13 protein-coding genes are annotated in these 22,562 nt (G+C 73.0%); 8 read left to right on the forward strand and 5 right to left on the reverse strand.

From position 1 onward, the window contains the following. The first annotated feature begins 22 nt into the window (after positions 1 to 22). The 6 genes from IE242_RS08510 to IE242_RS08535 all read left to right on the forward strand — a co-directional run bounded on the left by IE242_RS08510 (position 23) and on the right by IE242_RS08535 (position 10,316). The gene (locus IE242_RS08510; RefSeq protein ID WP_189856972.1) at positions 23 to 1,540 is read left to right on the forward strand and encodes a dynamin family protein; all 1,518 of its coding nucleotides are present in this window, start codon (positions 23 to 25) and stop codon (positions 1,538 to 1,540) included. Then, the gene (locus IE242_RS08515) at positions 1,537 to 3,054 is read left to right on the forward strand and encodes an Hsp70 family protein (protein ID WP_189856974.1); all 1,518 of its coding nucleotides are present in this window, start codon (positions 1,537 to 1,539) and stop codon (positions 3,052 to 3,054) included. Before IE242_RS08510 ends, IE242_RS08515 begins: the two co-directional genes overlap by 4 nt. After that, positions 3,051 to 5,072 (forward strand): dynamin family protein, encoded by a 2,022-nt coding sequence (locus tag IE242_RS08520; protein ID WP_189856976.1) that lies wholly within the window; start codon positions 3,051 to 3,053, stop codon positions 5,070 to 5,072. Before IE242_RS08515 ends, IE242_RS08520 begins: the two co-directional genes overlap by 4 nt. Positions 5,073 to 5,091: 19 nt before the next feature. Next, complete coding sequence (locus IE242_RS08525; protein WP_189856978.1) at positions 5,092 to 6,621, forward strand: P-loop NTPase family protein; 1,530 nt, start codon at positions 5,092 to 5,094, stop codon at positions 6,619 to 6,621. 4 nt (positions 6,622 to 6,625) lie between these two features. Beyond that, on the forward strand, positions 6,626 to 8,635 hold the full coding sequence (locus IE242_RS08530; protein ID WP_189856980.1) for a dynamin family protein: 2,010 nt from the start codon (positions 6,626 to 6,628) through the stop codon (positions 8,633 to 8,635). A 172-nt stretch (positions 8,636 to 8,807) separates the two neighbouring features. Next, the gene (locus tag IE242_RS08535; protein WP_189856981.1) at positions 8,808 to 10,316 is read left to right on the forward strand and encodes a hypothetical protein; all 1,509 of its coding nucleotides are present in this window, start codon (positions 8,808 to 8,810) and stop codon (positions 10,314 to 10,316) included. A gap of 83 nt (positions 10,317 to 10,399) precedes the next feature. Here the strand turns inward: IE242_RS08535 and IE242_RS08540 are convergent, their stop codons facing one another. Both IE242_RS08540 and IE242_RS37465 read right to left on the reverse strand, forming a co-directional pair. Continuing rightward, positions 10,400 to 14,740, reverse strand: coding sequence for a cation-translocating P-type ATPase (locus tag IE242_RS08540; protein ID WP_189856984.1), 4,341 nt, complete (start codon positions 14,738 to 14,740; stop codon positions 10,400 to 10,402). Positions 14,741 to 14,769: 29 nt separating this feature from the next. Then, the gene (locus IE242_RS37465) at positions 14,770 to 15,459 is read right to left on the reverse strand and encodes a hypothetical protein (protein WP_229858503.1); all 690 of its coding nucleotides are present in this window, start codon (positions 15,457 to 15,459) and stop codon (positions 14,770 to 14,772) included. Positions 15,460 to 15,981: 522 nt separating this feature from the next. On the opposite strand from IE242_RS37465, the gene IE242_RS08550 reads away from it, so the two are divergent. Then, the gene (locus tag IE242_RS08550) at positions 15,982 to 17,595 is read left to right on the forward strand and encodes a right-handed parallel beta-helix repeat-containing protein (protein ID WP_189856987.1); all 1,614 of its coding nucleotides are present in this window, start codon (positions 15,982 to 15,984) and stop codon (positions 17,593 to 17,595) included. Between the two features lie 41 nt (positions 17,596 to 17,636). On the opposite strand, the gene IE242_RS08555 is transcribed toward IE242_RS08550, so the two are convergent. Beyond that, a complete protein-coding gene (locus tag IE242_RS08555) occupies positions 17,637 to 18,200 on the reverse strand; it encodes a hemerythrin domain-containing protein (RefSeq protein ID WP_189856989.1) in 564 nt (187 codons plus the stop codon). A gap of 232 nt (positions 18,201 to 18,432) precedes the next feature. Between IE242_RS08555 and IE242_RS08560 the strand changes: the two genes are divergently transcribed. Next, complete coding sequence (locus IE242_RS08560; protein ID WP_373299496.1) at positions 18,433 to 19,608, forward strand: PP2C family protein-serine/threonine phosphatase; 1,176 nt, start codon at positions 18,433 to 18,435, stop codon at positions 19,606 to 19,608. A gap of 7 nt (positions 19,609 to 19,615) precedes the next feature. On the opposite strand, the gene IE242_RS08565 is transcribed toward IE242_RS08560, so the two are convergent. Both IE242_RS08565 and IE242_RS08570 read right to left on the reverse strand, forming a co-directional pair. Continuing rightward, positions 19,616 to 21,532 carry a DUF2264 domain-containing protein gene (locus IE242_RS08565; RefSeq protein WP_189856993.1) on the reverse strand — a complete coding sequence of 639 codons (1,917 nt, stop codon included), beginning with the start codon at positions 21,530 to 21,532 and terminating at the stop codon, positions 19,616 to 19,618. Beyond that, complete coding sequence (locus tag IE242_RS08570; RefSeq protein WP_189856995.1) at positions 21,529 to 22,545, reverse strand: hydroxyacid dehydrogenase; 1,017 nt, start codon at positions 22,543 to 22,545, stop codon at positions 21,529 to 21,531. The genes IE242_RS08565 and IE242_RS08570 overlap by 4 nt, the downstream gene beginning before the upstream one ends. Between the last annotated feature and the right edge of the window lie 17 nt (positions 22,546 to 22,562).

Below are 22,562 nucleotides of genomic sequence, written 5' to 3' on the forward strand. Positions count from 1 at the left end.
CCGGACCGGACGGGAGGCGACCATGCCCGTGCGCCCTGTGGCCGAGGCGGTGGACCATGCGCTGCGGTCGCTGCCCGGTGGGCCGGCGGCCCAGCCGGTGCGGGACGGTCTGCTCCAGGCCCGCGAGGCACTCGGGGCCCCGTTGTGCGTCGCTGTGGTCGGTCAGCTGAGCTCCGGGAAGTCGACGCTGGTCAACGCGCTCATCGGCAAGAATCTGCTGGCCACGGGGACCACATCGGTGACTCCGGCCGTGTGGGTGCTGCGCCCGGCGGACACTCCGTCCGTCACGGTGCACTTCACCGACGGAAGGCCCCCGCTGGCGTGTGCTCCCGCGGAACTCCGCCGGTTCACCGCGCGTGGCGTCGACGGCTCGGTGAAGAGCACCGCCGTGGACCATGTGGAGATCCGCGGGCCGTATCCGTACCTCAGGACCTTCGACGTGATGGACACACCGGGGATCGGCTCGGGCCACGACGCGGATGCCGCTCGGCATATCCGGCGCGCGGACGCTGTGATCGCCGTGCTCAACACGGCCGTGGCGCAGCGGGACGCCGAGCTCCTGATCCGGTTCCGCGGGCGTCAGAAGGAATCGGTGTCCCTCACCCCGCTGACGGCGATCGGCGTACTGACCAAGGTCGAGCTGCTCTGGCCCGGCGAGATCGGCGCGGAGTGCGACGACGCCTTGGCCCTGGGGCGTGATCACGCCCGGCGGATCCTGGCGGATCCCGTGACCAAGTGGCTGTTCCACGACGTCGTCCCCGTGTGCAGCAAAGTGGCGGCCGGCACAGTCGCGTTGACCGACGCGGCCTTCGCGGATCTGAGGGCACTGTCCGCCGTTCCGGAGTCCCGGCTGCGAGTGCACCTGGACGACCTGCGGACCTTCGCCACCCAGCCCTGTGACGGCCTTCCGCTGCCACCGGCGCGACGGGCGGTCCTCGTGGCTCTCCTCAGCCCGTACGGCCTGTTCAGGTCCGCGCGTTTCATCCGCGAAGGCGTCGGCACGGTGGAGGAGCTGCGCCGGGTACTCGACGAGGCCCACGGCATGGCGACGTTACGGCACACGCTGTCGGAGCACTTCGGCCGGCGGAGCGACCTGATCAAGACCAGCCGTATCGTGGACTGGGCGCACGGTTGCGGGCACCGGCTCACCGGGGCCGACCCGCGCGTCCGTACCCGCGTCACGGACGCACTGCGGCCGATCACCGCGCTCGGCGAGTACGACCCCGCCTTCGCGGAACTCCGACTGCTGCGCCAGTGGTACGAGCGCGAGCTCGACATCTCCGACGAAGACGGCGCGGAGCTGGCTCGCGCGGCCGGCGAGCGGGGCACTTCCGCGGCCCGTCGGCTGGGGGCGGATGACACTGCCACGCTGCGGTGTCTCGAGGAAGCGGCGCTGGACCGGGTGGCCCACTGGCGCCGCCTGCAGGCGGTGGGCGGGCCGGATCGGCGCCACGTGGCTCTTGTGCTGGAACGCCGGTACACGCGACTCCACGACCAGGTCCGGCGGGCGCGCATTCTTCTGGGGGAAACGGACGGGTGAACGGCGACAGGGAACCGGACGGTGGCCGGCGCGAGGCCGTGCTGGTGGTCGACCTGGGTACCACCACGACCTCGGCGATGGTCCTCGCCCCGGACGGCAGCTGTCACCTGTTGCGGCACGAGAACGGCTGGGACGCGCAGACGTGGATGCCGACGGCGGTCTTCCTCGCGGAGGACGACTCCGGCTCAGCGGACGGCTTCCTCGTGGGCTGGCCGGCGTTCGAACGGCGCGCCGACGATCCGGCCCGCTACCGGGCCGAGTTCAAGCCGGACATCGGCAACGACGTTCCGGTGCCCTTCGGCCCGAAATCCTTCCCCGTGCGCGTGCTGGTGGCGTCCGTCCTGCGCCACCTGCGCGAGGCCGCCGACGTCTGCAAGCCGACGCCCCGACGGCTGCTGGTCACCGTGCCCGCGGTACCGGGTCCCGCCCGGCGCGAGACAATGATCGCGGCCGGCCTCGAGGCCGGATTCGAGGACGTCGAGCTGCTCGCGGAACCCCTTGCCGCCGCCCACGCCCCGGTCGTCGGCGGTCCCTGGCCCGTGGGCACGATCGTGCTCGTGTACGACTTCGGCGGCGGGTCCTTCGACACCGCTCTGGTCCGCATCGGCGAGGACGAGCACCAGCTCCTGGACCAGGACGGTCTTCCGACGCGCCACGGAGGACGGGACGTGGACGCCGCCCTGCGCCAGGACCTGACCCCCGCCGCCGACCGGTACCTGGCCGCCGATCCGGCCCGCGGCGGCCTGCGTGACCGCCTCGAGCGACGCGTCTCGGACGCGACGACGCGGCTGAAGCACCGGCTGAGCGCCCGGGAACACGCGAGCGTCGACATCACCCTCGGCATCGATCCCCAGCGGTCCTCCCGCCGGCGCCTCCGCGAGATCTCGGACCCGATCGTCGCCGGAACCGTCGACTGCTGCCGCGCACTCGTCGAGCGCCGGGGCATCGCACCGGCCGAGCTGGGCGGAGTACTCCTCACCGGGGGCAGCACCCGGCTGCCGGGAGTCGCGGCACATCTCCGGGAGGCCTTCGGCGTGGAGCCGCGGACGACCGAGGACCCCGTGCTGGCCGTGGTGCGGGGCGCCGCCCGCTGGGCCCTGCGCATTCCCGCACACGCCACGACCGGCGTCGCCCCCTCGGTGGTCGACGTGCCCCTCAAGTGGTCCTTTCCGCAGGAAGAGGCCGTACTGGTGCGCTGGCTGGTGGCACCCCGCGACGCGTTCCCCGCCGGTGCCGTCCTCGCACGGGTCCGGTTGGCGGACGGCTCTCTGCACGATCTGCGCGCCCCGGACGCAGGCCGGATCGTCCGGTTGCACGCCATCGACGGCGAGCGCGTCTACGGCGACGACTGGCTGGTCACGGTCACGAAGACGGTACTGCCGGGAGAGGAAGCCTCGTACAACATCGTGCCCTGGGCGACCCGGGCGGCGCCCGTCGCACGCGACCGCGGAGCGGGCCCGGCCGGCTCCGAGCATCTGCATGCACCACGTGAGGGAGGGAGCCGACCCGTATGAACACGACGGAACCCAGTACGGAACACCTCGTGGCGGACTGCCTCATGTTCGCCAGGTCCCTCGTCGAACGGCATGTCCAGGCAGCCGGGGAACGCGGCGGCCTGCTGACCCTGCTGGACGCCACAGCGCGCCGTATCGACGATCCCCGGCTCTGTGTCGCGGTGCTGGGTGAGTTCTCCAGCGGCAAGAGCACACTCCTCAACGCCCTGCTGCGCGCGGACCTGTTTCCGACGGGCGTGCGACCCGACACCGCCACGGCCGTACGCATCGAAAGGGCGCAGCACAGAACCGGTTACTCGTTCCGGCTGGGCGACTCGCCGCGCTACAGCGTCGCGTGGGACGAGCCCTCTCTCCCCGCCGCGGTGGTGTCGGCGCTTCAGGCGAGGGCACCGGGGGGCGAACCGCCCGGCACCAGTGCGGACCTGCTGCGCGCCCTGACCGGGCAGCCACCCTGGTGCGACCTGGTCGACGGTCTGCGGGTGCAGTGGCGGGCGCCGGTCCTGGACGAGGGCGTGGTCGTGATCGACACCCCCGGAAGCAACGTGGACATCACGGCCCACGTCGACGTGGCGACCCGGGTGGCGGCCGACGAGGCGGACGGCACGATCGTGCTGGTGTCGTCGCAGATCCAGCTCACCGACTCGCTGGCCCGGTTCCTGAGGAAGGCCGTGCCGCCGCCCGTGCTCCAGCGGTGCCTCTTCGTGGTGACCCGGATGGACAACCTGGACGTCTGGGAAGAGGACGGGGTGCTCGAGGAGGTACGCCGCCGTGCCGCCCATGTCCTCGGCATCAGGCACCCGCTCGTGCTGGGAGCGGCTCCCGCCACCGTGCTGAAGGAGCTGGCGGGCAAGCGGTTGCCGGTCTCGTCGGCCAGGTGGTGCCGCCGCTTCCCCGACCTGGAACGCGCCCTCGTCCGCTTCCTCGCCGAGGAACGCCCCGTCGCCGCGGTACTGCGCACCCTGCGCCTGCTGGACGCCGCCCTGACCGCTGTGGGCGGAAGACTCGCCGACCGCCGGCAAGAGCTCGAAGAGGCCGGGAGAGAACTCAGGGCCCAGCAGGTGAAGGGCCTCGACGTCTTCGTGGGGGAACAGCACGCGGCCGTCCGTGCGGTGGTGCGGCGGGCGGAGCGCGAGATGAGCCTTTCGGTACGGGTGGCGAGCCTCACCTCGTACGTGATGTGCCAGGCCGCGGTGCAGGAGCTGATCACCGGTTGCGCCACACGCACCGAGCTGAGCAATGCGCTGCGGAGTGGCGTCGCAGCGCATGTCCGGGATGCCCTCGACCGGTTGATCCGAAATGTCAGGCGCCGGGTGGCGGAGCAGGTCGACCGAGCGCAGGACGAGGTGACCGGCCTGCTGGAGAAAGCGTTCACCAGGCAGTACGCGCAGCTGACGAAGAAGACGGGACTGTCCGCCGGGGCGCGGCCATCGGCGTCACGGCGCCGGTTCCCCGTCCGGTCGGCGGCTGCGACGGAGTCCGCCCGGTTCGGTGCCACGGCTGAGACGCTCGGCAAGCGCATCACTCGAGTGGGCCCGGTCGGCTCCGCGGCGGCGGGCGCCGTCCTGGGCAATGCCGTCCTTCCGGGAGTCGGCACCGCCGTCGGGGCGGCGATGGGCGCACTCATCGGTCATGTCCGCCGACCGGGGCTGGCGGAGGCACGCCGAACGGCCGGTACCGACCTGAGGATCCGGTTGCGCGAGGTCTACGACGAGGTGGACGCGGCGGCGCGCATCTGGGTGGACACCACGGTCACCGCGCTGGAGGAGTACGGGACCGCCTGTCTCGCGGCCTGGCGTGAGAACTACGCGGAAGAGGTGGGTCGGCTCCTGACGGTCCAGGCCGCCCAGCAGGATCACCTGCACGCCGAACTCGCAGCGGTGGCCGAGGATCTGGCGACCGTGTACATGCGTCAGGCCACGATCGCCGGCGACCTGACGCGTTTCAGCCACAGCCCTCGCCTGACCGCGGGGCTCGACATCCCGTCGGCGGGCGCCGCACGGCCGGCCGACGACGTCTGACACACCCCTGGGGGTACCGATGACCGAACCGACGACACCACCGCACGACGGGCCTCGCGCGCCGCATGCGGAGGACACCGGCGCCGCTCTGGATGCCCTGGCCCGGCAGGTGGCCGACCTGCGCACGGCAACAGGGCCGGCGAACGTCGCTGCCGCCGGCGCCACCAATGCCGCGAAGTCCCCCGTCGACCGGACCGTGGCCGTCGTCGGCGAGGCACGGCGCGGACGCACCACCGTGGCCGGGTACCTGGCGTCGCTCGCGGCGAACGGCACGACCAAGCCTGGCGGCCCCCCGGGTGTGCGGGTTCTGGACGCGCCCCCGTGGGACGCCCCGGACGCCGTCCCGGATGCCGACCTGGTGGTCGTCACTGTCTCCGCCGCCTCACCGGTCGGGTCGCAGGAGCGGCGTCTGCTCGAAGCGGTCCCCGTCCGCACCGGGGGAGCCACCGTGATCGTCGCCGTCACCCGGCTGGACACCGTGGACGACGCGGAACGGCCGGAGGTGATGCGGTACATCGAGCAGCGGGTGCACACGTGTCTGCCCGGTGTCCGCGTCGTGGCGGTGGGACAGCGGCCCGAGGAGGCGGCGGCCCTGTGCGCACTGGTGGCCTCCTCGCTGCGGGGCACGACCGAGGCGGCCCGATCCCGGCGCCGGCTGCGGGTCCGGCTCGCCGCGGACCTGACCGCGCTCGGTGAGCGAGCCGCGCGGGAAGCCGGGACCCAGGCCGAGGAACGTGCGCTGCGCGCCGCCCGCGACGCGGCCCTGCGGAAGGACCTGACCGACGGTGAGGAGGCATGGGTCCGCCTGACGGAGGATCTCAACCGCCTGACCGACGAACAGACGGCGACAACGCGGAAGTACGCCAGGGGACGCCAGCAGGATCTGCATCGCGAACTGCTCCGCCTGCACCGGGAGAAAGCCCCCGAGACGGGGTTCGGGCAAGTCCTCGCGGAACTCTGGCAACAGGCGGCGGAACGGGTGGACCGCGAGGCGGCGGGTGACCGGGCGGAACTCGAACGGCGGATACGTCACCGGTTCGGGGACACCGTGGAGAAACCGGATCCGGTCCCCGGCCCCGCCCCGCCCGGCACCGGTCCCCTGGCTGCCGGCCGTGGCCCGCGCCTGGATCCTTCCACGCTCGTGGTGGCGATCGGGGCCGGCGTGATCACCGCGAAGAAGGCGCAGGAGGCGAAGTGGAACCAGGCCGCCGTCACCGCGTGCATCGCGCTGGCAGTCTTCGCGCAGGAGTGCCGGACGCAGACCAGGAACGCCGCCGAGCAGGTCCGCGAGCGGTCCGAGGAACTCGCGGCGGCCCTGGAGGAGACCACAGCCGAGTACACCCGCGGCGTCTACCGTTCCCTGAACGTCGCGGTGACGGCAGCGCATCACCGCTGGCGGCACCGGCAGCCCTCCCCGCGGTCCTCCGCCGAGCCGGAGGAGAAGCCGGACTGGGCCGCCGTCCGGGACCGGGTCACCGTGCTGCAGGGCCGGTTGCGAGAACTCGTGGCACAGGAATACGAAGCACATGACCACGAGGGGAGGCACTGACACCATGTTCAGCGACAGGGGACCCCAGGACCTGGGCGACCTCGCTCGGGAACGGGACAGGCTCATCGAGCTGCTCGGCCGGCTGTCCGCCGCTGTCGGCAGTCTGGAGGACGATGCCGTCGCCGTTCTGGACGCCATTTCCGCCCTGGAACGACGCGTGCGCGACCAGCGGTTCATCGTGATGGTCGTCGGCGACTTCAATCGCGGCAAGAGCACGTTGGTCAACGCCCTCCTCGGAGCCCGCGTCCTGCCGACGCTTCCTGTCCCCACCACCGCGGTCATCACGGAGGTGCACTACTCCGAACAGCCCTACGCGGAGCTGCACCCCCTGCCGGCCGACGGCCGCGCCGCGGAGCCGTTCCGGGTCGACGTCACCGATCTCAGGACCCACTTGACCGTCCGTCCCGATGCCCCCGACACGGCGAGTCCGTACAAGCGCGCCGTGGTGGGCTACCCCGTGGAGCTGTGCCGCAACGGCGTGGTCCTGGTCGACAGCCCCGGGCTGAACAACATCGAGGTGCACGACGACATCACGCTGACGTACCTGGAGAACGCGGATGCCGTGGTCATGGTGATGGACAGCACCGCGGCCCTCGGACAGAACGAACGTGAGCATCTGGAACACCGCATCCGCGAGACCAGCCGTCAGCACGCCCTGTACGTGTTCTTCGTGTTCACCAAGAGCGACATCATGGACGAGGACGAGCTGAGCATTGCGATCCCGGACATCAGGCGACGCATGGAGCCGCTGCTCCAGCCCCGTGAGGCCCTTTTCTTCGTCCGTGCGAAGCATGCGGTCGACGCCCGGAGCGCACACGACGACACCGCGTTGGCCACCTCGGGGATTCTGGAGTTCGAACAGTCCCTGTCGGTGTTCCTGGCGCACGAGCGGGGCCGCCGCGCGGCGTGGGCGGCGTCGCTGGAACTGGCCGGCCTGGTGGAGCTCGGCCGGACCACCGCCACCGGCAGCATGAAGCTCATGCTCATGGGCCAGGCGAAGCTGGAACGTCACCACGCCGAACTGGTGCCGAGGCTCCAAGCCCTGGAAGCACGGCGCGAGCGCCTGCTCGGACTCGCCAATGCCCAGATCGACCAGGTGCGTACGGACATCGAGGCACGGGCTCGTGAAATGCTGCGCCGCATCGGCGACCAATGCGTGGACTGGGCTGTCGAGGCCGAGATCGAGGCGAAGGTCGGGGCGAGCCTGCGCATCAGGACCAAGATGGAGGCGATGCTGGAGGAACTGGGTGCCGCGATCGCCGCCCGCGCCGAAGCCGAGGTGGAGGAGTGGCGTCAGGACACCCTGGTGCCGCTGCTGGAACAGCAGAGCACACTGCTGTCCGAGCTGATCGACCATGAGGTCGCGCAGTTCGAGGTCGACCTGACGGAGTTGCGTTCCGCCCTTTTCGACGATGACGACGCCGGTACCGATCCGGTGCCCGCACCGCGCGTCGGCGAACGCGTCGCCGCCGGACTGCTCGGTACGGTCGGCGGAGGCGTCGCCCTGGGCTATGCGGGATTCAGGTACGGCATGAAGGGGATGCTCCGACAGGCCGCGCCCATCATGAGCGGCCTGGCCTTGGCCACACTCTTCGGCGTCAGCACCGGGGGTCTCGCGCTGATTGCCGTGGGTATCTCGACAGCCCTCAACGCGCGCGCACTCTCCCGCCTGGACAAAAGTATCCGCACCCAGATCGGCAAGGAGATTCAGCAGAAGATCGCTGACGAGCGCAACGACAGCGCGGCCAGGACAGCCGCGGAGGCGGTCAAGGGACTGCGTGCCGCCACGAGCGCGTGCGTATCGGTCCTCCGCACCGAGATCGAGTCCATCGACAGCCAGGTGAAGGTCGCGTTGGAAGCCAGGACGGAGGGGGCTGAAAGGGTGGCGAAGCAGTTCGCGCTGTTGGACGGCGTCAGCAAGGACCTGGGCGACATCGGCGAGGAGGTGGGACGGCTCGTCGCAGAGCTCGAGCCCTCGGAAGAGGAGGCGTCGCGCCCCCCTTCCTGGTCGTGAGGTGTCCGATGTGCGGGGCGGGCATCTGACGGCGCGGGCCGCCGAACCGGCCGCCCCTGAGCCATGAGCAGGCACGGCGGCATGGCACAGACAGGGCTGCGCGCCGGGACGGGCCGTCCACCGGAGGACGAGCACGACGGCAGGCGTCCGACGCAGGGCAGAGGAGACGGAGATGTCCGACAGTCTTTCCCCCAGGCACCCCCGGGGGCTGGCCTATGCCCTGGCCCTGGCCAGGCAACAGATGGAAGGGCGCAGTGACGGCGTCGGGGAGCCGAGGGTGGAGCTGCTGATCGAGTCGGGGGCGGCCAATGTGCGGATCGGGGGACCTGACAACGTGTCCGTCAGGCACCGGCTGGCCGCCTTGACGGACTGGCTGCGGCATATCGATCGTTGGACCGCACCGAACGCGACCTTCTGCGACACCACGCTCCTGGTCACGGCACACGCTCTGACCCTCGGGACGGAATCCCACCACTATGTCAGCGCCCCCACACTGCTCGACCTGGCCGCGTTCGCTCGAGCAGTGGTGCTCTACGAGCATGTGATCACTATGCCCGGAGCGCTCCATGTCGCCCGGGAACTGAACGCCGCCCTGGAGGAAGACGTCATTCTTCCCCTGCCCGTCCCCCTGCAGGTGACGCCGGACGACCGGTTGGAGGGTGTCAGCGCCGTCGTGGCGAACGTCTTCGAATCGGCAATGGACGAACTGCACCTGGTCGCGTGGGCGGACCGAGGCGATCGTCGACGGGAGGACTTGGCGGCGATCGCCAAGGGGTGGAGCCTTCTGCTCGGCCACCGGGTGCCGACGCGGATGGTGCTGAACAGGTGGGAGGAACAGCACTGGGACAGCAACGGGGCCGGCCTGCTCCGCTCCCTGACCAATGCGCAGTCCCAGACCGCCAGCTATCAGGTCGGACTGGTTGAGGCCATCTCACGGCGGCTGTCCGAGAGCAACTCGGACTTCATCAGCGAATGTAATCACAGGAGTTACTTCAACCTGCGCCTCGCTCATTTACTGCAACTGCCCTACACCGGGAGCATCACTCGTATTCCCTTCAGGTCTCAGCTGTACCGGCATGCCGCCTTCGCGCATCAGCAGTTGCTGCTCCAGCAGGAGATCGAAGCGTCTCTCTACAGGGTGACGAAACGGCCGGATGTGGCACTGCCGGCCTACGCGACCATCGCATTGCACCGTGCTGCGGACACCCGAGATGTGATCACTCAGATAGCCGAGCTGCGTTCCCGCGCGAAGTCTCTGCGCCGTCGTCGCTCGGCCTACGACAGGGCCCTGCGGGAGCGAGACACACGGACGGTGACTCGATTACGCACGGCCATCGAGTCCGAGTCGGCATCGCATGTCGGCGACATAGTCGGCCCTGTTTCGATGTCCGCTTCGTCGGCCCTGGCCGCTGCCGCTTCGAACACCACGGAACTCATGGTCGGTCTCATAGCGGCCCTGGCGCTGATCGGATCGGCGGCAACGGTGAGTCCGGAGCGGCGTGCGGCGCTGTCCCGGCGTCTGTTGCGGCCCGCTGAGTGGTTCCTCACCAGCACGTCCGACGAGGCCCGGAACATCGCTTCGGTCCACCACGACATCGGTCAACTGTGGTCCATGAGCGACGACGACGTCCGTCATCTCACCCGACGGCTCAAGGCCCTGTCCGCCCTGGGGCCGGCCTGATCGCAGGGAGGACGGGACCATCGCCCCCGTTGATGCGGATGCCGACGTACTGCCCGCCCGTCGTACGGCCCCGGTCGCGGCCGTCACCGCACGGCCGCCGGCAGGTGTTTCTCCACGGCCTGTTCCACCTGGGGCAGGAACCGGTGGCCGAGCACGGCGAACACGATCGCCGCGGCGACGCCGGCCCAGGCGAGCGGGCCGAGCGGTGTGCAGCCGAAGAGCTGGCTGAGGCCGGGGGTCTCGACCAGGGCGACGAGTGCCGCGGCGGAGCCGAGCGACGTCACCTGGACCAGCCGGCTGTGCCGCCGGTCGGCCAGCGTCTGGGCCAGTTGGGTGCCGACGACCGCGCACAGGGCCATCGTCGTGGAGCGGCGCGTCGTGCCCGGGGTGAAGCGCCCGATCAGCCAGGCCACCGTGGCGCCCAGGGTGGTGGTCAGGGCGCGGTGGCGGATCTGGCCGATGAGGGGCGCGCCGAGCAGCTCGTTGCCGAGCGGCGCGCTGCCCGGGTCGGAGGCCGGTTCCCCGCCGGACGGGCCGTCCCCGTTCTCCGGCGGGGCCGGTGCCTCCTGCTGGGTCACCGCCACCGCGATCGCCGGGAACAGGTCCGTGAACAGGTTCACCAGCAGCATCTGACGGGTGGACAGCGGGGCGGCGCCCGACAGGAGCGTGCCGACGATGCCGAAGCAGACCTCGCCGGCGTTGCCGCCGATGAGGATCGCGATGGCGTCGGCGACGCTGCGCCACAGGGCACGGCCCTCGGCGACCGCCTCGATCAGGACGGACAGGTCGTCGCCGGTGACAACGAGGTCCGCGGCGTTGCGGGCGGCCGCCGAGCCGCGGGCGCTGATGCCGACGCCGATGTCGGCGGCGCGGATGGCGGCGGCGTCGTTGGCGCCGTCGCCGACCATGCCCACCACCCGGCCCGCGTCCCGCAGCGCCTCGACTACCTGGAGTTTCTGCTCCGGCGCGACCCGGGCCACGACCCCGGCGTCGCGCAGCATGCGGGCCCGCCGCTGCCGGTCCGCCGCGGCGAGCTCGTCTCCGGTGACCACGGTGGTGTCCTTGGGCCAGCCCAGTTCGCCGGCGATGGCGCGGGCGGTCTGCGGATGGTCGCCGGTCAGCATGACGGGCCGTACGCCCGCCTTCTGAAGCCCGGTGACCAGGTGCGTGGACGTCTCACGCGCCACGTCCGCGAGGCCGAGAAGCCCGCTGCACCGCAGGTCCTTCAGGGGGTCCTCCAGTACCTCGGAGGGCTTCTCGTCCTCGCCGAGGGGGCGCTCGGCGACCGCCAGGACCCGCAGTCCGTCGACGGCCAGCGCGTGCGCCGCGTCGGAGGCGACGGATTCATGGCCGCCGCATCCCGGCAGAACGATCTCCGGGGCGCCCTTGACCACCAGCACGGGCCGGCCGTCCCCGGCCCGCCCGACGGCGGCGGCGTAACCGCGGGCGGCCTCGAACGGGCGGCCCTCGATCTGCGTCCAGTCCTCACCGGGGCCGGCCGCGTCGAGAACCGCCTCGTCGGTGGCGTGCACCGGCCGGTCGCCGTGGTCGCCGTTGAGCCGGGGGCAGGCGCGGGCGGCGGTACGGAGCGTGGGTTCCACGGACGGCTCGCCGGGCTTCGACGGCATGCCGTCGGGTCCGGTCACCCGGACCAGGCGCAGCTTGTTCTCGGTGAGGGTGCCGGTCTTGTCGAAGCAGATGGTGTCCATCCGGCCCAGCGCCTCCAGCGTGCGCGGGGTGCGCACCAGCAGGCCGCGGCGGCCCAGGCGCCGGGCGGCGGCGAGCTGGGCCACCGTCGCCACCAGCGGCAGGCCCTCGGGCACGGCGGCCACGGCGACCGCTACGCCGCCGCTCACCGCCTGGCGGATCTTGGTGCCGCGCAGGAGCGCCAGGCCCGTGACCGCGGCTCCGCCCGCCAGGGTCAGGGGCAGCGCCTTGCGGGTGAGTTCCTGGAGCCGGGCCTGGACGCCGGCGGACGGCGGGGTACGGGCGGCGAGGGCGACGGCGCGGGCCGCCTCGGTGCGGTCGCCGGTGTCCACGACCACGGCCCGGGCGGTTCCGGCGACCACGGTCGTGCCCTCGAAGACCATGGAGCGGCGGTCGGGCACCGGGGCGCCCGGGGTCGGGTCCGTCCGCTTGTCCACCGGCAGGGATTCCCCGGTCAGCGCCGACTCGTCGACCTCCAGGCCGTCCTCCTCCAGCAGGCGGGCGTCGGCGGGGACCACGTCGTCCCCCTTGAGCTCGATCACGTCGCCCGGCCTGAGCTTGCCGGCGTCCGTGATGCGCGAGCCGGGCGTCCGGCCGTGGCCCGTGACACGGGCCTTCCGCTTCTGTTCCGCCAGCAGACCGGACAGCGCCCGTTCGGCCCGCAGCCGCTGGAACCCGCCGACCAGGGCGTTGAGGTCGAGCGCGCCGACGACCAGCAGGGCGTCCACGGCGGATCCGAGGATCGCCTCCGCGGCCGATCCGACCGCGAGGACGGGCGTGAGGGGATCGTCGAGTTCGTCGCGCACGGCCCGGGCGAGCTGCACCGACCAGCGCAGCGGGGACAGGGCCGGCGTACGGCTCAGGCGGCCGGCGGTACGGCGCACCCGGTCGGCCGCCCGCTCGGCGGCCCCCCTGGTGTCCTCCGGCTCGTCGGCCTCCAGCCGGGACAGCACGTCGTCCGGCGACATCGCGTGCCAGGCGACCCGCGGCCGGGGGTGCGGGGAGGGCCGCGCCGCCACGCCGCGCCCGGCCCACACCCCGGACAGCAGGGACGCCGCCGCGGCGGCGTCGACCGGCGCGTGCCGCAGACCGGGCAGCAGCGGCGAGGGGGTGGGGCGCCGCTCACCGATCGCCACCAGCAGCCCGGACAGCGCGGCACCGGACCGGGCCAGTATCTGCGACCGGCGGCCTATGGCGCGGGCGGCCGGGACGGCGGTCAGCAGCCGCCACACGTCGGCCAGTCCGTGCAGGGCCACCACGTCCGCGCCCCACACGACGGCCCCGTCGTGGTCGGCGAGCGCGAGCGCCACGTCGCCGCCGAGCAGCCCGGTCAGTACGTCGTCGTCGGGCGACGCCGGCCGGGCGACCGTGACGACCGCCTTGCCCTCGTCGCGCAGGGTGCGGACCACCTCCTCGAACGGCCGGTCGGCGGGTGCGACCTGGTCGGCGAGGATCGTGAAGTCGCGCAGCGCGGGATCGTCCACGACGACGACCCGCAGTCCGGCGTTGCGGGCCGCGTCCAGCACCGTCTCGGTCCAGGCGTCGGCGCCGTCGCCCGGCAGGCGCAGCGCGCTCGGGTGCAGGACGACCGTGCCGGCCATCTCCAGCTGGCGCAGCCGCTCCGTGTCGCGGACCAGCACCCCCGTCCACGCCAGCGCGGCGCCCAGGACGGCGTTGAAGGCGGCCGGCCCGTACCGCGCGGCCTTGGGGGACCCCGCGAGGACCGCTTCCGCCGCCTCCGCGCCGTCGTGCTTGACCAGCAGGGTCACCGCCGCGCCGGCCAGGCTGCCGGTGGAGGCGTGGGCCGCGTAATTCTGCGCCGGGGACGGACGGAGCGGCGGGCGCGGCACCCGGTCGGCGGGCACGCCGATCCGGCCGGGCCGGCACACCTCGTCGTACACGGCGTCGAACGCGGCCGTGCGGATCACCGTCTCGGCCAGCTGGCAGGAGCGCAGGGCGCCGTCCAGGACGAGCGAGGTCGGCGTCTGGCCCGCGCCGTGCACGGCGGCGTTCACCGTGGCCAGCAGCAGGTCCATACGGGAACGGCCGAGCCGGGCACGCAGCCACCCGCGGACGTGCGGGTTCTCGCGCAGCAGGGTGGCCACCGCGGTGACCGCCCGGGGCGAGGCCGGCCACCGCAGCGCGTTCCCGGTCAGGGCCAGCGCGATGCCCCCCGCGTCGGCCGCCAGGGCCTGCGCGGCGGCCCGGATCCCGGCCGGGTCGCCGGGGTGCGGAAACTCCTCGACCGCCTCGTAGGTCTGTTCCAGGCCGTGCCGTGCGGCGAGGTCCGTCGCCCGTTGCACCACCCGGTCGGCGGCCGAGTCCTCGGCCGCGGTCACCACGAGCCGGGCGAGCCCGCCGTCCCAGTAGGCGAAGGCGACGTCCGGGTGCTCCTCCAGCGCGGCGGCCACCCGCCGCGCCGCGTGCTCCAGGCCGCCGTGCCGCCGTAGCTGTTCCGGGTCGGCGGGCGTGAGTTCGAGGTGTGCCCGCCGGCCGGAGCGCCAGGGGCGCGGTCCTCCCGGCGCCAGCGCGCTGCGGGCCGCGCGGCCCAGTCGCGCCATCCGTTCCGCACCGCGCGCGCCGGCCCGCAGCGTGTGGGCCACCGCGCCGGCGGCCGCGCCCGTGACGGGCGCGGCCGTACGCGCGACCAGCCGGGGTCCGGCCGGCACCAGACCGGCGACAGCGACCACCGGACGTGTCAGCAAACCGAGCACCATCTCGTTCCCTCTGGTCGCCCTCTGGTTGTCTAGTTGTCCGCGCCGAGCCGCGCGGTCGAACGGGCCCGGCTCGTGGACGCCGCCGCGGCCTTCGTCCCGCCCGACGCCTTCCGGCCGGCGGACGCCGCCTTACCCGCCGACGTGGCGCGGCCGCCGGACGTCTTCTTCCTCGCTGTCCCGCCGGTGGCGTTCTTCTTCGCTGTCCCGCCGGCCGTTTTCTTCCCCGTTGTCCCGCCGCCCGCCTTCGTCCTCGTCGCGGCGGACGTCTTCGCCGCGACGGGCGCCTTCTCCGCGGCGGACGTCTTCGCCTTGCCCGGCTTCTTGCGCGCGGCGGTCTTCTTCGCCTCGCCCGACGCTTTCCCGTCCGACGCCTTCTCGTCCGGCGCCTCCAGCTCACCGAGGGGAGCCGCGTCGCCGACGGCTTTCCCGGTGTTGTCTCCCCCGTCCTGCTCCCGCCGGCCGCCGGACCGGGACTGGGTCAGCCAGGCCACCGCGGCGCCGGTCAGCGCCACGGGCCACTCCACGAGGCCGGCGACACCGAGCACGCCCGCGCCCGCGTACACCGCGAGCCGCCGGCCGCGCGGCGACACCACCCCGATCCTGTCCAGCGCGCCATCGGCCGCCCTGCCCACCAGTCCCGCTCCGGGGACCTTGCGCAGCACCGAGGTCGCCGACCTCAGCGGCTCCGGGAGGGAGGACGACGCTTCCTGCTGAGCCATGACGCTCCCGTCTCTCGGGGGAATCACCTCGGACCTGCCAAGTGCCCACAACGCGGCCACCCACCCATCCGGAAGCGGGCACGGCTGGTTCCCCTGTCCTTGTACGGTCTCCCGCCGGGCCGCCACGCGCACTCCGGACGGCCCGCGGTACCGCTTCGCGGGGGGGGCTGACCGCCGCGAGCGGGGTGGCGGGTGTCGAGGGTGCCCGGTCGGAGGCGGCGTTCCAAGGGGCCGAAGTGGACGCCGGGCCGAGATGCCGTCGCGTACGGGACGGCCGTACGGCCGTGCTGACCCTGTGACCCGGTGGTCCCGCTGCCGGCGGACGTCGCGGGGGCATCCGCCGGTGCCGGGGAGCCGGGGCCTTCGCAGGATTAGTCGGGGCGGATGACTGGTACCCGGCTCCCGCAGTCGTCGTACCGGCGGCAGCCGCCGCGCCCTCTCTCCGTCCACTCCCGGCTTCTCCGGGCCGGGCGGGCCGGGGCCCCGGCCGGTGCGCGAGGGCACGAGCGAGAGGAGCGCCGTATGTCCGTGCCGCTGACCGCCGACGCCCGCGAGCACGGCCTGACCGGTGACGGCAGCACGAACGACCAGCCCGCGCTCGCGCGGCTGGTCGACACGCTCGGTGCGGCGTACGCCGCGGACGGCCTCCCGCGGACCATCCACGTCCCCGCCGGCCGTTACGTCGTCCAGGACCGGGCCACCGTCTGGCGCAGCGGCGTGTCCCTGATCGGCGCCGGGCGCGGCACCACCTGCTTCGTCCTGCGCAACCCCGGCAACCCCTCGCAGCCGGTGCCGCTGGCCTGGTTCACCGCCGCGCAGCACGGGGCCGGACCGGACAACCATCTGGCGGACATCGCCTTCGCGCACTTCGAGATCGACGGTTCGGGCGTGCGGACGGAGGAGTACGACCCGCTGGCCAAGGGACTCGGTCTGCAGTACGTGGTGCGGGGCCGCTTCAGCGACCTGTACGTGCACGACACCGCCGCGACCGGATTCGGCTGCGACTTCCTCCAGGACACGGTCGTCGAGGCGGTGCTGGCGGCGGGGTGCGGGCGGCAGGACCCCGGGGAGAAGATGGGCGGCGCGGGGATCGGGATCGGCATCGGCGGCTGGGGAGCGGTCGAGCGGCTGACGGTGACGGCCTGCACCGCGATCGGCAACGGCACCAACGGCATCTTCGTGGAACTGCAGGAAGAGAACTGGCCGCCGCCCCGCGGCATCCGGATCACCGCCTGCCACGCCGAGGACAACCGGTTCGGCATCTCCGACTGGGGCGCCGACGGGCTGCTCGTCACCTCGTCGACGATGATCGGCAACCATCGGGCCGGCTTCGACGTGTCGTCGCAGGGCACCTCGGGCGTCGGCGGGCGGGGCGGCATCGTCACCGGCTGCGTCATCGACGGCAATGTGCGCGACGGCGTCGGGATCGGCAACACCCCCGGCCCGTACGCCCTGCGCGGCAACCGCATCAGCGGCAACGGGCGGTACGGCTACTGGCAGCACAACCTGGCGGGCGGCGACCAGGAACCGGCCGCGGACATCGTGCTGGAGTCCAACGACATCCGGGACAACGCGCTCGACGGCGTCCGCATCGACGCCCCGGTGCGGGACTCGGCGATCGTGGGCAACCGCATCCGCAACAACGGCCGGCGCCACGCGTCCGCGGCCTCGGGCGGCGGCCCGGGAGTGCGCTACGGCAGCCTGTCCCTGACCGACGAGCACGCCCACTGGCCACCGGACGGGCACCGGGGCAAGCGGGTGACGGTGGGCGAGCAGAGTGCCATGGTCACGTACAACACCGCGACCGAGCTCGGCCTGGCCCCCGTGCACCCCGGCGCGGACACCGCCTGGCGCGACGGCGTGCCCGCGCCGGGCACCGCGTACCGGCTGCCGGACGGCGGCGGCCGGCGGGCCGGACTCACCGCCGCGGCCGCGGTGACGCGGACCCAGCTGCACGGCAACCGCGTCTGGGACGACCAGCCGTCCAGGACCCAGGCCCACGGCATCTGGATCACCCGGAACGGCAGCTGGACGGGTGGCCGCGCTTCCGACAACGACCTCAGCGGCAACGCCTCGACGGCCACCCGCTTCGACACACGGCCCACCGGGGGCCGTTGGCGCGACAACGACGGATAGCACGACGTCCGGTCGGACAGGAACGCTCGTGCGGATACGGGTCAGTCGCTCTTGCCCCGTCCCGTCAAGGCGTCGCGCAGGCGGTCCACCATGCCCGCGCCCGGCCCGAGGAGCTTGTTGCCGGGCGGGGTGTCGGGGGCCGAGGGGTGCGGGCGGGTCGGTGCCATCTTCTTCGCCGTGCGCACCTTGTCGCCCAGCCGCTGGAGATCCTCCGCGCTGCAGGTCTGCCGCATCATCGGGAAGAGGTTGCCCTCCTCGTCGGCGACGTGGTCGCGGATCTCGCTCATCAGCTCGGTCATCAGCCGGTCGAACTGCGGGTCGTCGGCCTGGCAGCGCTCCAGGTCCTTCATGGTGCGCTCGGCCTTCGCGTGGTCCTCGAGCTCCTTGTCGGCGATGCTGTCGCCGTTCGGCAGGTGCTCCCGCACCGTCGGGTACAGGTACATCTCCTCGGCGACGGAATGGCGCACCAGCTCGATGGTGACCTTGTCCGCGAGCTCCTTGCGCCGGCTGTCTCCGGACGGCAGGGCCTCGATCTGCGCGAACATGTCCTCGACCTCGCGGTGGTCGGTGGTCAGCTCGTGAATGACGTCTCCGCCGTGTCCCACGGGGTGCTCCTTACTGCCGCAGTGATGGGGATGCTCGGTGGCGCCTCCTAGGTAACGGGCCCGCCCGCGGTAAATGGCGGATTGGGCCGCCGGGCGGCGCGTCGGACCGGCCGTCGCGCAGCGGCCGCCGGGCGGGACGGGCGCCACGGTGTGAGACTGCTGTACGAGGCGCCGGACGCGAAGAGAGAAACCGGACACATGGAGCGGACGCCGACGAGAGGAGACGGCGGTGATCCCGGACATCGACGGCGGGCTCCTTGAGGAGTTCCTGGCCGACCCGGGCAACCTGGCACTGGACCTGTCCACCGCCGTGGCGCGCTGTTCCAGGGCCCTGGGCCTGCAGCACTCCGTGGTCTACCTCGTCGACCTCCAGCAGCGTCAGCTGATCCCGCTCACCGACGTGGCCTCACCCCTCCCCGTCGACGACTCGCTGGCCGGCTGGACGTACCGCACCCAGTCCCTGCGCGTGGAGGAGTCGGAGACGGGCGGCATCACGGCCTGGCTCCCCCTGGTGGACAACGCGGAACGCCTCGGCGTCCTCGCGGTGCACGCGCCGTCGCTGACCCCCGTCTCACTGCGCCGCGGCCGGGCCCTCGCCGCGCTGCTGGCCATGATGATCACATCGAAGCGGGCGTACAAGGACTCCTTCGTACGCCTCACGCGCACCGAACGCATGCAGCTGCCCGCCGAGATGCTGCGTGCCTTCCTGCCGCCCCGCACGATCGGCACCGCCCACGTGGTGTCGACGGCCGTGCTCGAACCCGCCTACGAGATCGGCGGGGACGCCTTCGACCACTCCCTCACCGAGACGACCCTGTGCGCGACCGTGCTCGACGCCATGGGGCACGACCTGGCGTCGGGGCTGACCAGCGCGGTGGCCCTGGCCGCCTGCCGCAACGCCCGGCGCAGCGGCGCCGAACTGCCGGAGCTGGTGCGGTGCGTGGACGAGGCGCTGGCGCAGTGGCTCCCGGACCGGTTCTGCACCGGGGTCTTCACCCAGCTGGACCTGGCCACCGGAGTGCTGCGCTGGAGCAACTGCGGCCACCCCACTCCCCTGCTGATCCGCGACGAGCAGCTGATGGTCGACGCCATGGTGCGGGACGCGGATCCGCCGATGGGCCTGCCGTCCCGGCTCGCCTCCCGGCCGCGGCAGACCCATGAGATCGTCCTGGAGCCCGGTGACCGGGTCCTGATGTACACCGACGGGGTCACCGAGGCCCGCAGACGGGACGGCGGCGAGTTCGGTTTGGAGCTGTTCGCCGACTATGTCATCCGGGCGATGGCCGGCGGCGAGCTCCCGTCGGAGAGCCTGCGGCGCCTCATCCACTCGATCATCGACAACAAGAGCAACCGGCTCCAGGACGACGCGACCATCCTGATGCTCCAGTGGTGGCCGCCGACCGCCTGAGCCACGCTCACTTCCCGCCCCCTGGCCCGGACACGGACACGGACACGGAGAACGGCTCGAACCCGACCCGGGTCACCGTGCCGTCCGCCCACCGCACCGTGATGCCGCGGGCGTCCGCCGACTCCACGCCCGCCACCTGCTCGAGCGGTGGCGCGTCCCCCTCCTCACCCGTCAGCACGGCCAGGCACGCGTACACACCGGTGCCCTCGGCCGGTGCGGTCAGGCGCGGGACGCGGGCCCACGGGGTGTACGCGGTGCCCTGCGGCGCCCGCGCCTCGTCCCTCCCGGTCCAGCCGTGCAGTCCGTGCAGCAGACTGCGCGGGGTCCCGTCGCCGGGGCCGGTCGCCCAGCCCGTCTGGACCACGCGCGCCCCGGGCGGCGCGCCGGCCACGCGGTGCACCCGCAGCTCGTATCTGCCCCGGGCCACGACCACGCTCTCCACCCGCAGCCCCGGCACCATCGGCGGACCGGAGACGAAGACCGGCCGGTGCCAGGACGCCGCCCAGCCGTCACCGGCGCCCAGCGGGTGGATGCGGCGGCGCACGCTGGTCACCCCGTCCATCTCGACGGCGAGGTGGTTGTCGGGGACGTTCCCGGGCGCGGTCGGCCCCGTGTGCGTGGAGTACGCCTGCCGGCCGTAGTGCGCGTCGTCCTGCGCGGCCGACTCGCCCTCGTGCGGGCGGACGTGGTCGCTGCCGTGGTTGTGCAGCCGTACGATCCCGTCCGCGCGCGTGGACTGCACCAGCAGGCCGGGGGCGGGGAGGGCCGGCACGCGGTCGGCCTCCTCGACGGGGGCCGGTTCCTCGGGCGCCGTCCACAGCGGGTGGCCGGCCGGGGCGAGCAGGCAGACGAACGCCTTGGACGCCCAGTACGGGGAGGCGGGGCCCGAGTAGCGCTGCAGGCTCGCCTCGTGCGGGCCGTGCCAGCCGAGGCTCAGCAGCCCGTCCTCCCCCACCGCGCCCCGGTCGAGGAAGTACCGCAGCGCTCCGCTCGCCAGGCGGCGGGAGGCGCCGGGCGTGAGCGGGGTGTGCCCGGTGACGGCGCCCAGGCCCACCGCGGCCGAGGCGGCGAAGCGATACGTCAGGGAGCGGCCGAAGTGGATCGGTGCCCCGTCGCCGCCGAACAGAAGGGAGAAGCACTCCAGGTGTTCGCGCAGCCGGGGGCCGTAGCGGTCCGCGAGCACGGTGTCGCCGGCGAGGTGGGCCTCCAGCACCGGGTACAGGTGCAGGGCCCAGCCGTTGTAGTGGTCGAAGGCGCGGCCGTCGCCGTCGGCGTACCAGCCGTCGCCCCGGTACCAGCCGTCCAGCAGCGTAAGGGCCCGCTCCCGCGCCCGCCGTGTCTCCTCGTCGCCACGTCCGACGGACTCCAGGAACGCGGCCACGGTGTAGGGGAACAGGTACCAGTTGTTGGGCGCGGGCACATGGCGCAGGGCGCCGCGCAGCCACTCCTCCGCCCGGTCCTGGACGGCGGCGTCCAGCCCGTCCCACAGCCAGGGCCGGGTCAGGCGCAGGCCGAGCGCGACGGACGCGGACTCGACCATGGGCTGGCCCTGCACATGGTGGTCCAGGATCAGCGGCCAGGACTCGGTGTCGTCGCGGCCGGGGGTGCGGGTGCCCGCGGCGAGGCCCTGCGCGTAGCGGTCGAGCCAGCCGTGCGGGTCCTTGCCGTCGGCTCCGGCGACACGGAAGGCCGCGGCGAGGAACGTACGGGCGTAGCCCTCCAGACCGTCCGAGCGCACTCCGGATACGGACGGTTTCCCGGGCAGGTCGAGGAGGGCACGGCCCGGGGTGGACCATCGCCAGGCCGCGTCGAGCAGCCCGTCGGCCACGGCCTCCCAGTGGTCGCGGGTGTATCCGGTGTACGGGCTGAGGGCGCGGTCGTCGGCGGGCGGGTTCCAGGGATGCGTCGGGGGAACGGTCGTCATGCGAGATACGCCAGCCTTTCGCGTCGTACGGGATGGGCGAAGCCGTCGCCCGCGGCCCAGCGGCGCGCCTCGTCGACGGCGAGTTCGGCGAGGCGGCGCCATTCGTTGCCCTGGGAGCCGGCGAGGTGGGGGGTGATCAGGGCGTTGCCGCAGTCCCACAACGGGTGTCCGGGCGGCAGGACTTCGGGGTCGGTGACGTCGAGGATCGCGCGGATGCGGCCCTCGGTGACCGCGTCCGTCAGGGCGTCCTGGTCGACGACCGCCCCGCGCGCGGTGTTGATCAGGACGGCGTCCGGGCGCATGGCGGCGAGGAGTTCGCGGGAGACGAGCCCGCGGGTGGCGGGCAGCAGCGGGGTGTGGACGCTGACGACGTCGGCGCGCGCGAAGAGGTCCGCCAGGGAGACGGGGGTGACGCCCAGTTCGGCGGCCTCCGCGTCGCTGACGTACGGGTCGTGCAGCAGGACCGGCAGGTCGTACGGCCGCAGCAGCTCGATCACCCGGCGGCCGATCAGTGAGGCGGACAGGATGCCCACCGTGCGGCGGTAGTTGCCGGTGTCGCGGGGCGTGCTCAGCCAGTCCCCGCGCGCGCGTGCGGCGCGGTAGTCGCGGGCGCTCTCCAGGACGCGTTTGCCGGAGAGCAGGATCATCGCCACGGTGTACTCGGCGACGGGCAGCGCGTTGGCCGCGGCGGCCGAGGACACCTCGATGCCGCGTTCCCAGCAGGCTTCGGTGACGTGGTGCCGTACGGAGCCCGCGGTGTGCACGATCGCGCGCAGCCTCGGGGCGTCCGCGAGGACCTGTGCCGTGAGGGGCGGGCAGCCCCAGCCGGTGACGAGGAGTTCGGTGCCGGCGAGGATCCCGCGGGCCCGGTCGGTGGTGAGGTCGTCGAGGACGGGCGGGGGCGCCAGGTCGCAGACCTCGGCGAGGGCGGCGAGCGCCGGCGGTTCGAGGACGGCCTCGGCGGCCTCGCGCGAGAGGGCGAGGGCCGCTCGGGGCCGGTGGTGCGGGGGCATCTTCCTCCTGGTGCTGG

The organism is Streptomyces poonensis (genome assembly GCF_014650915.1).
GTDB classification, from domain to species: domain Bacteria; phylum Actinomycetota; class Actinomycetes; order Streptomycetales; family Streptomycetaceae; genus Streptomyces; species Streptomyces poonensis.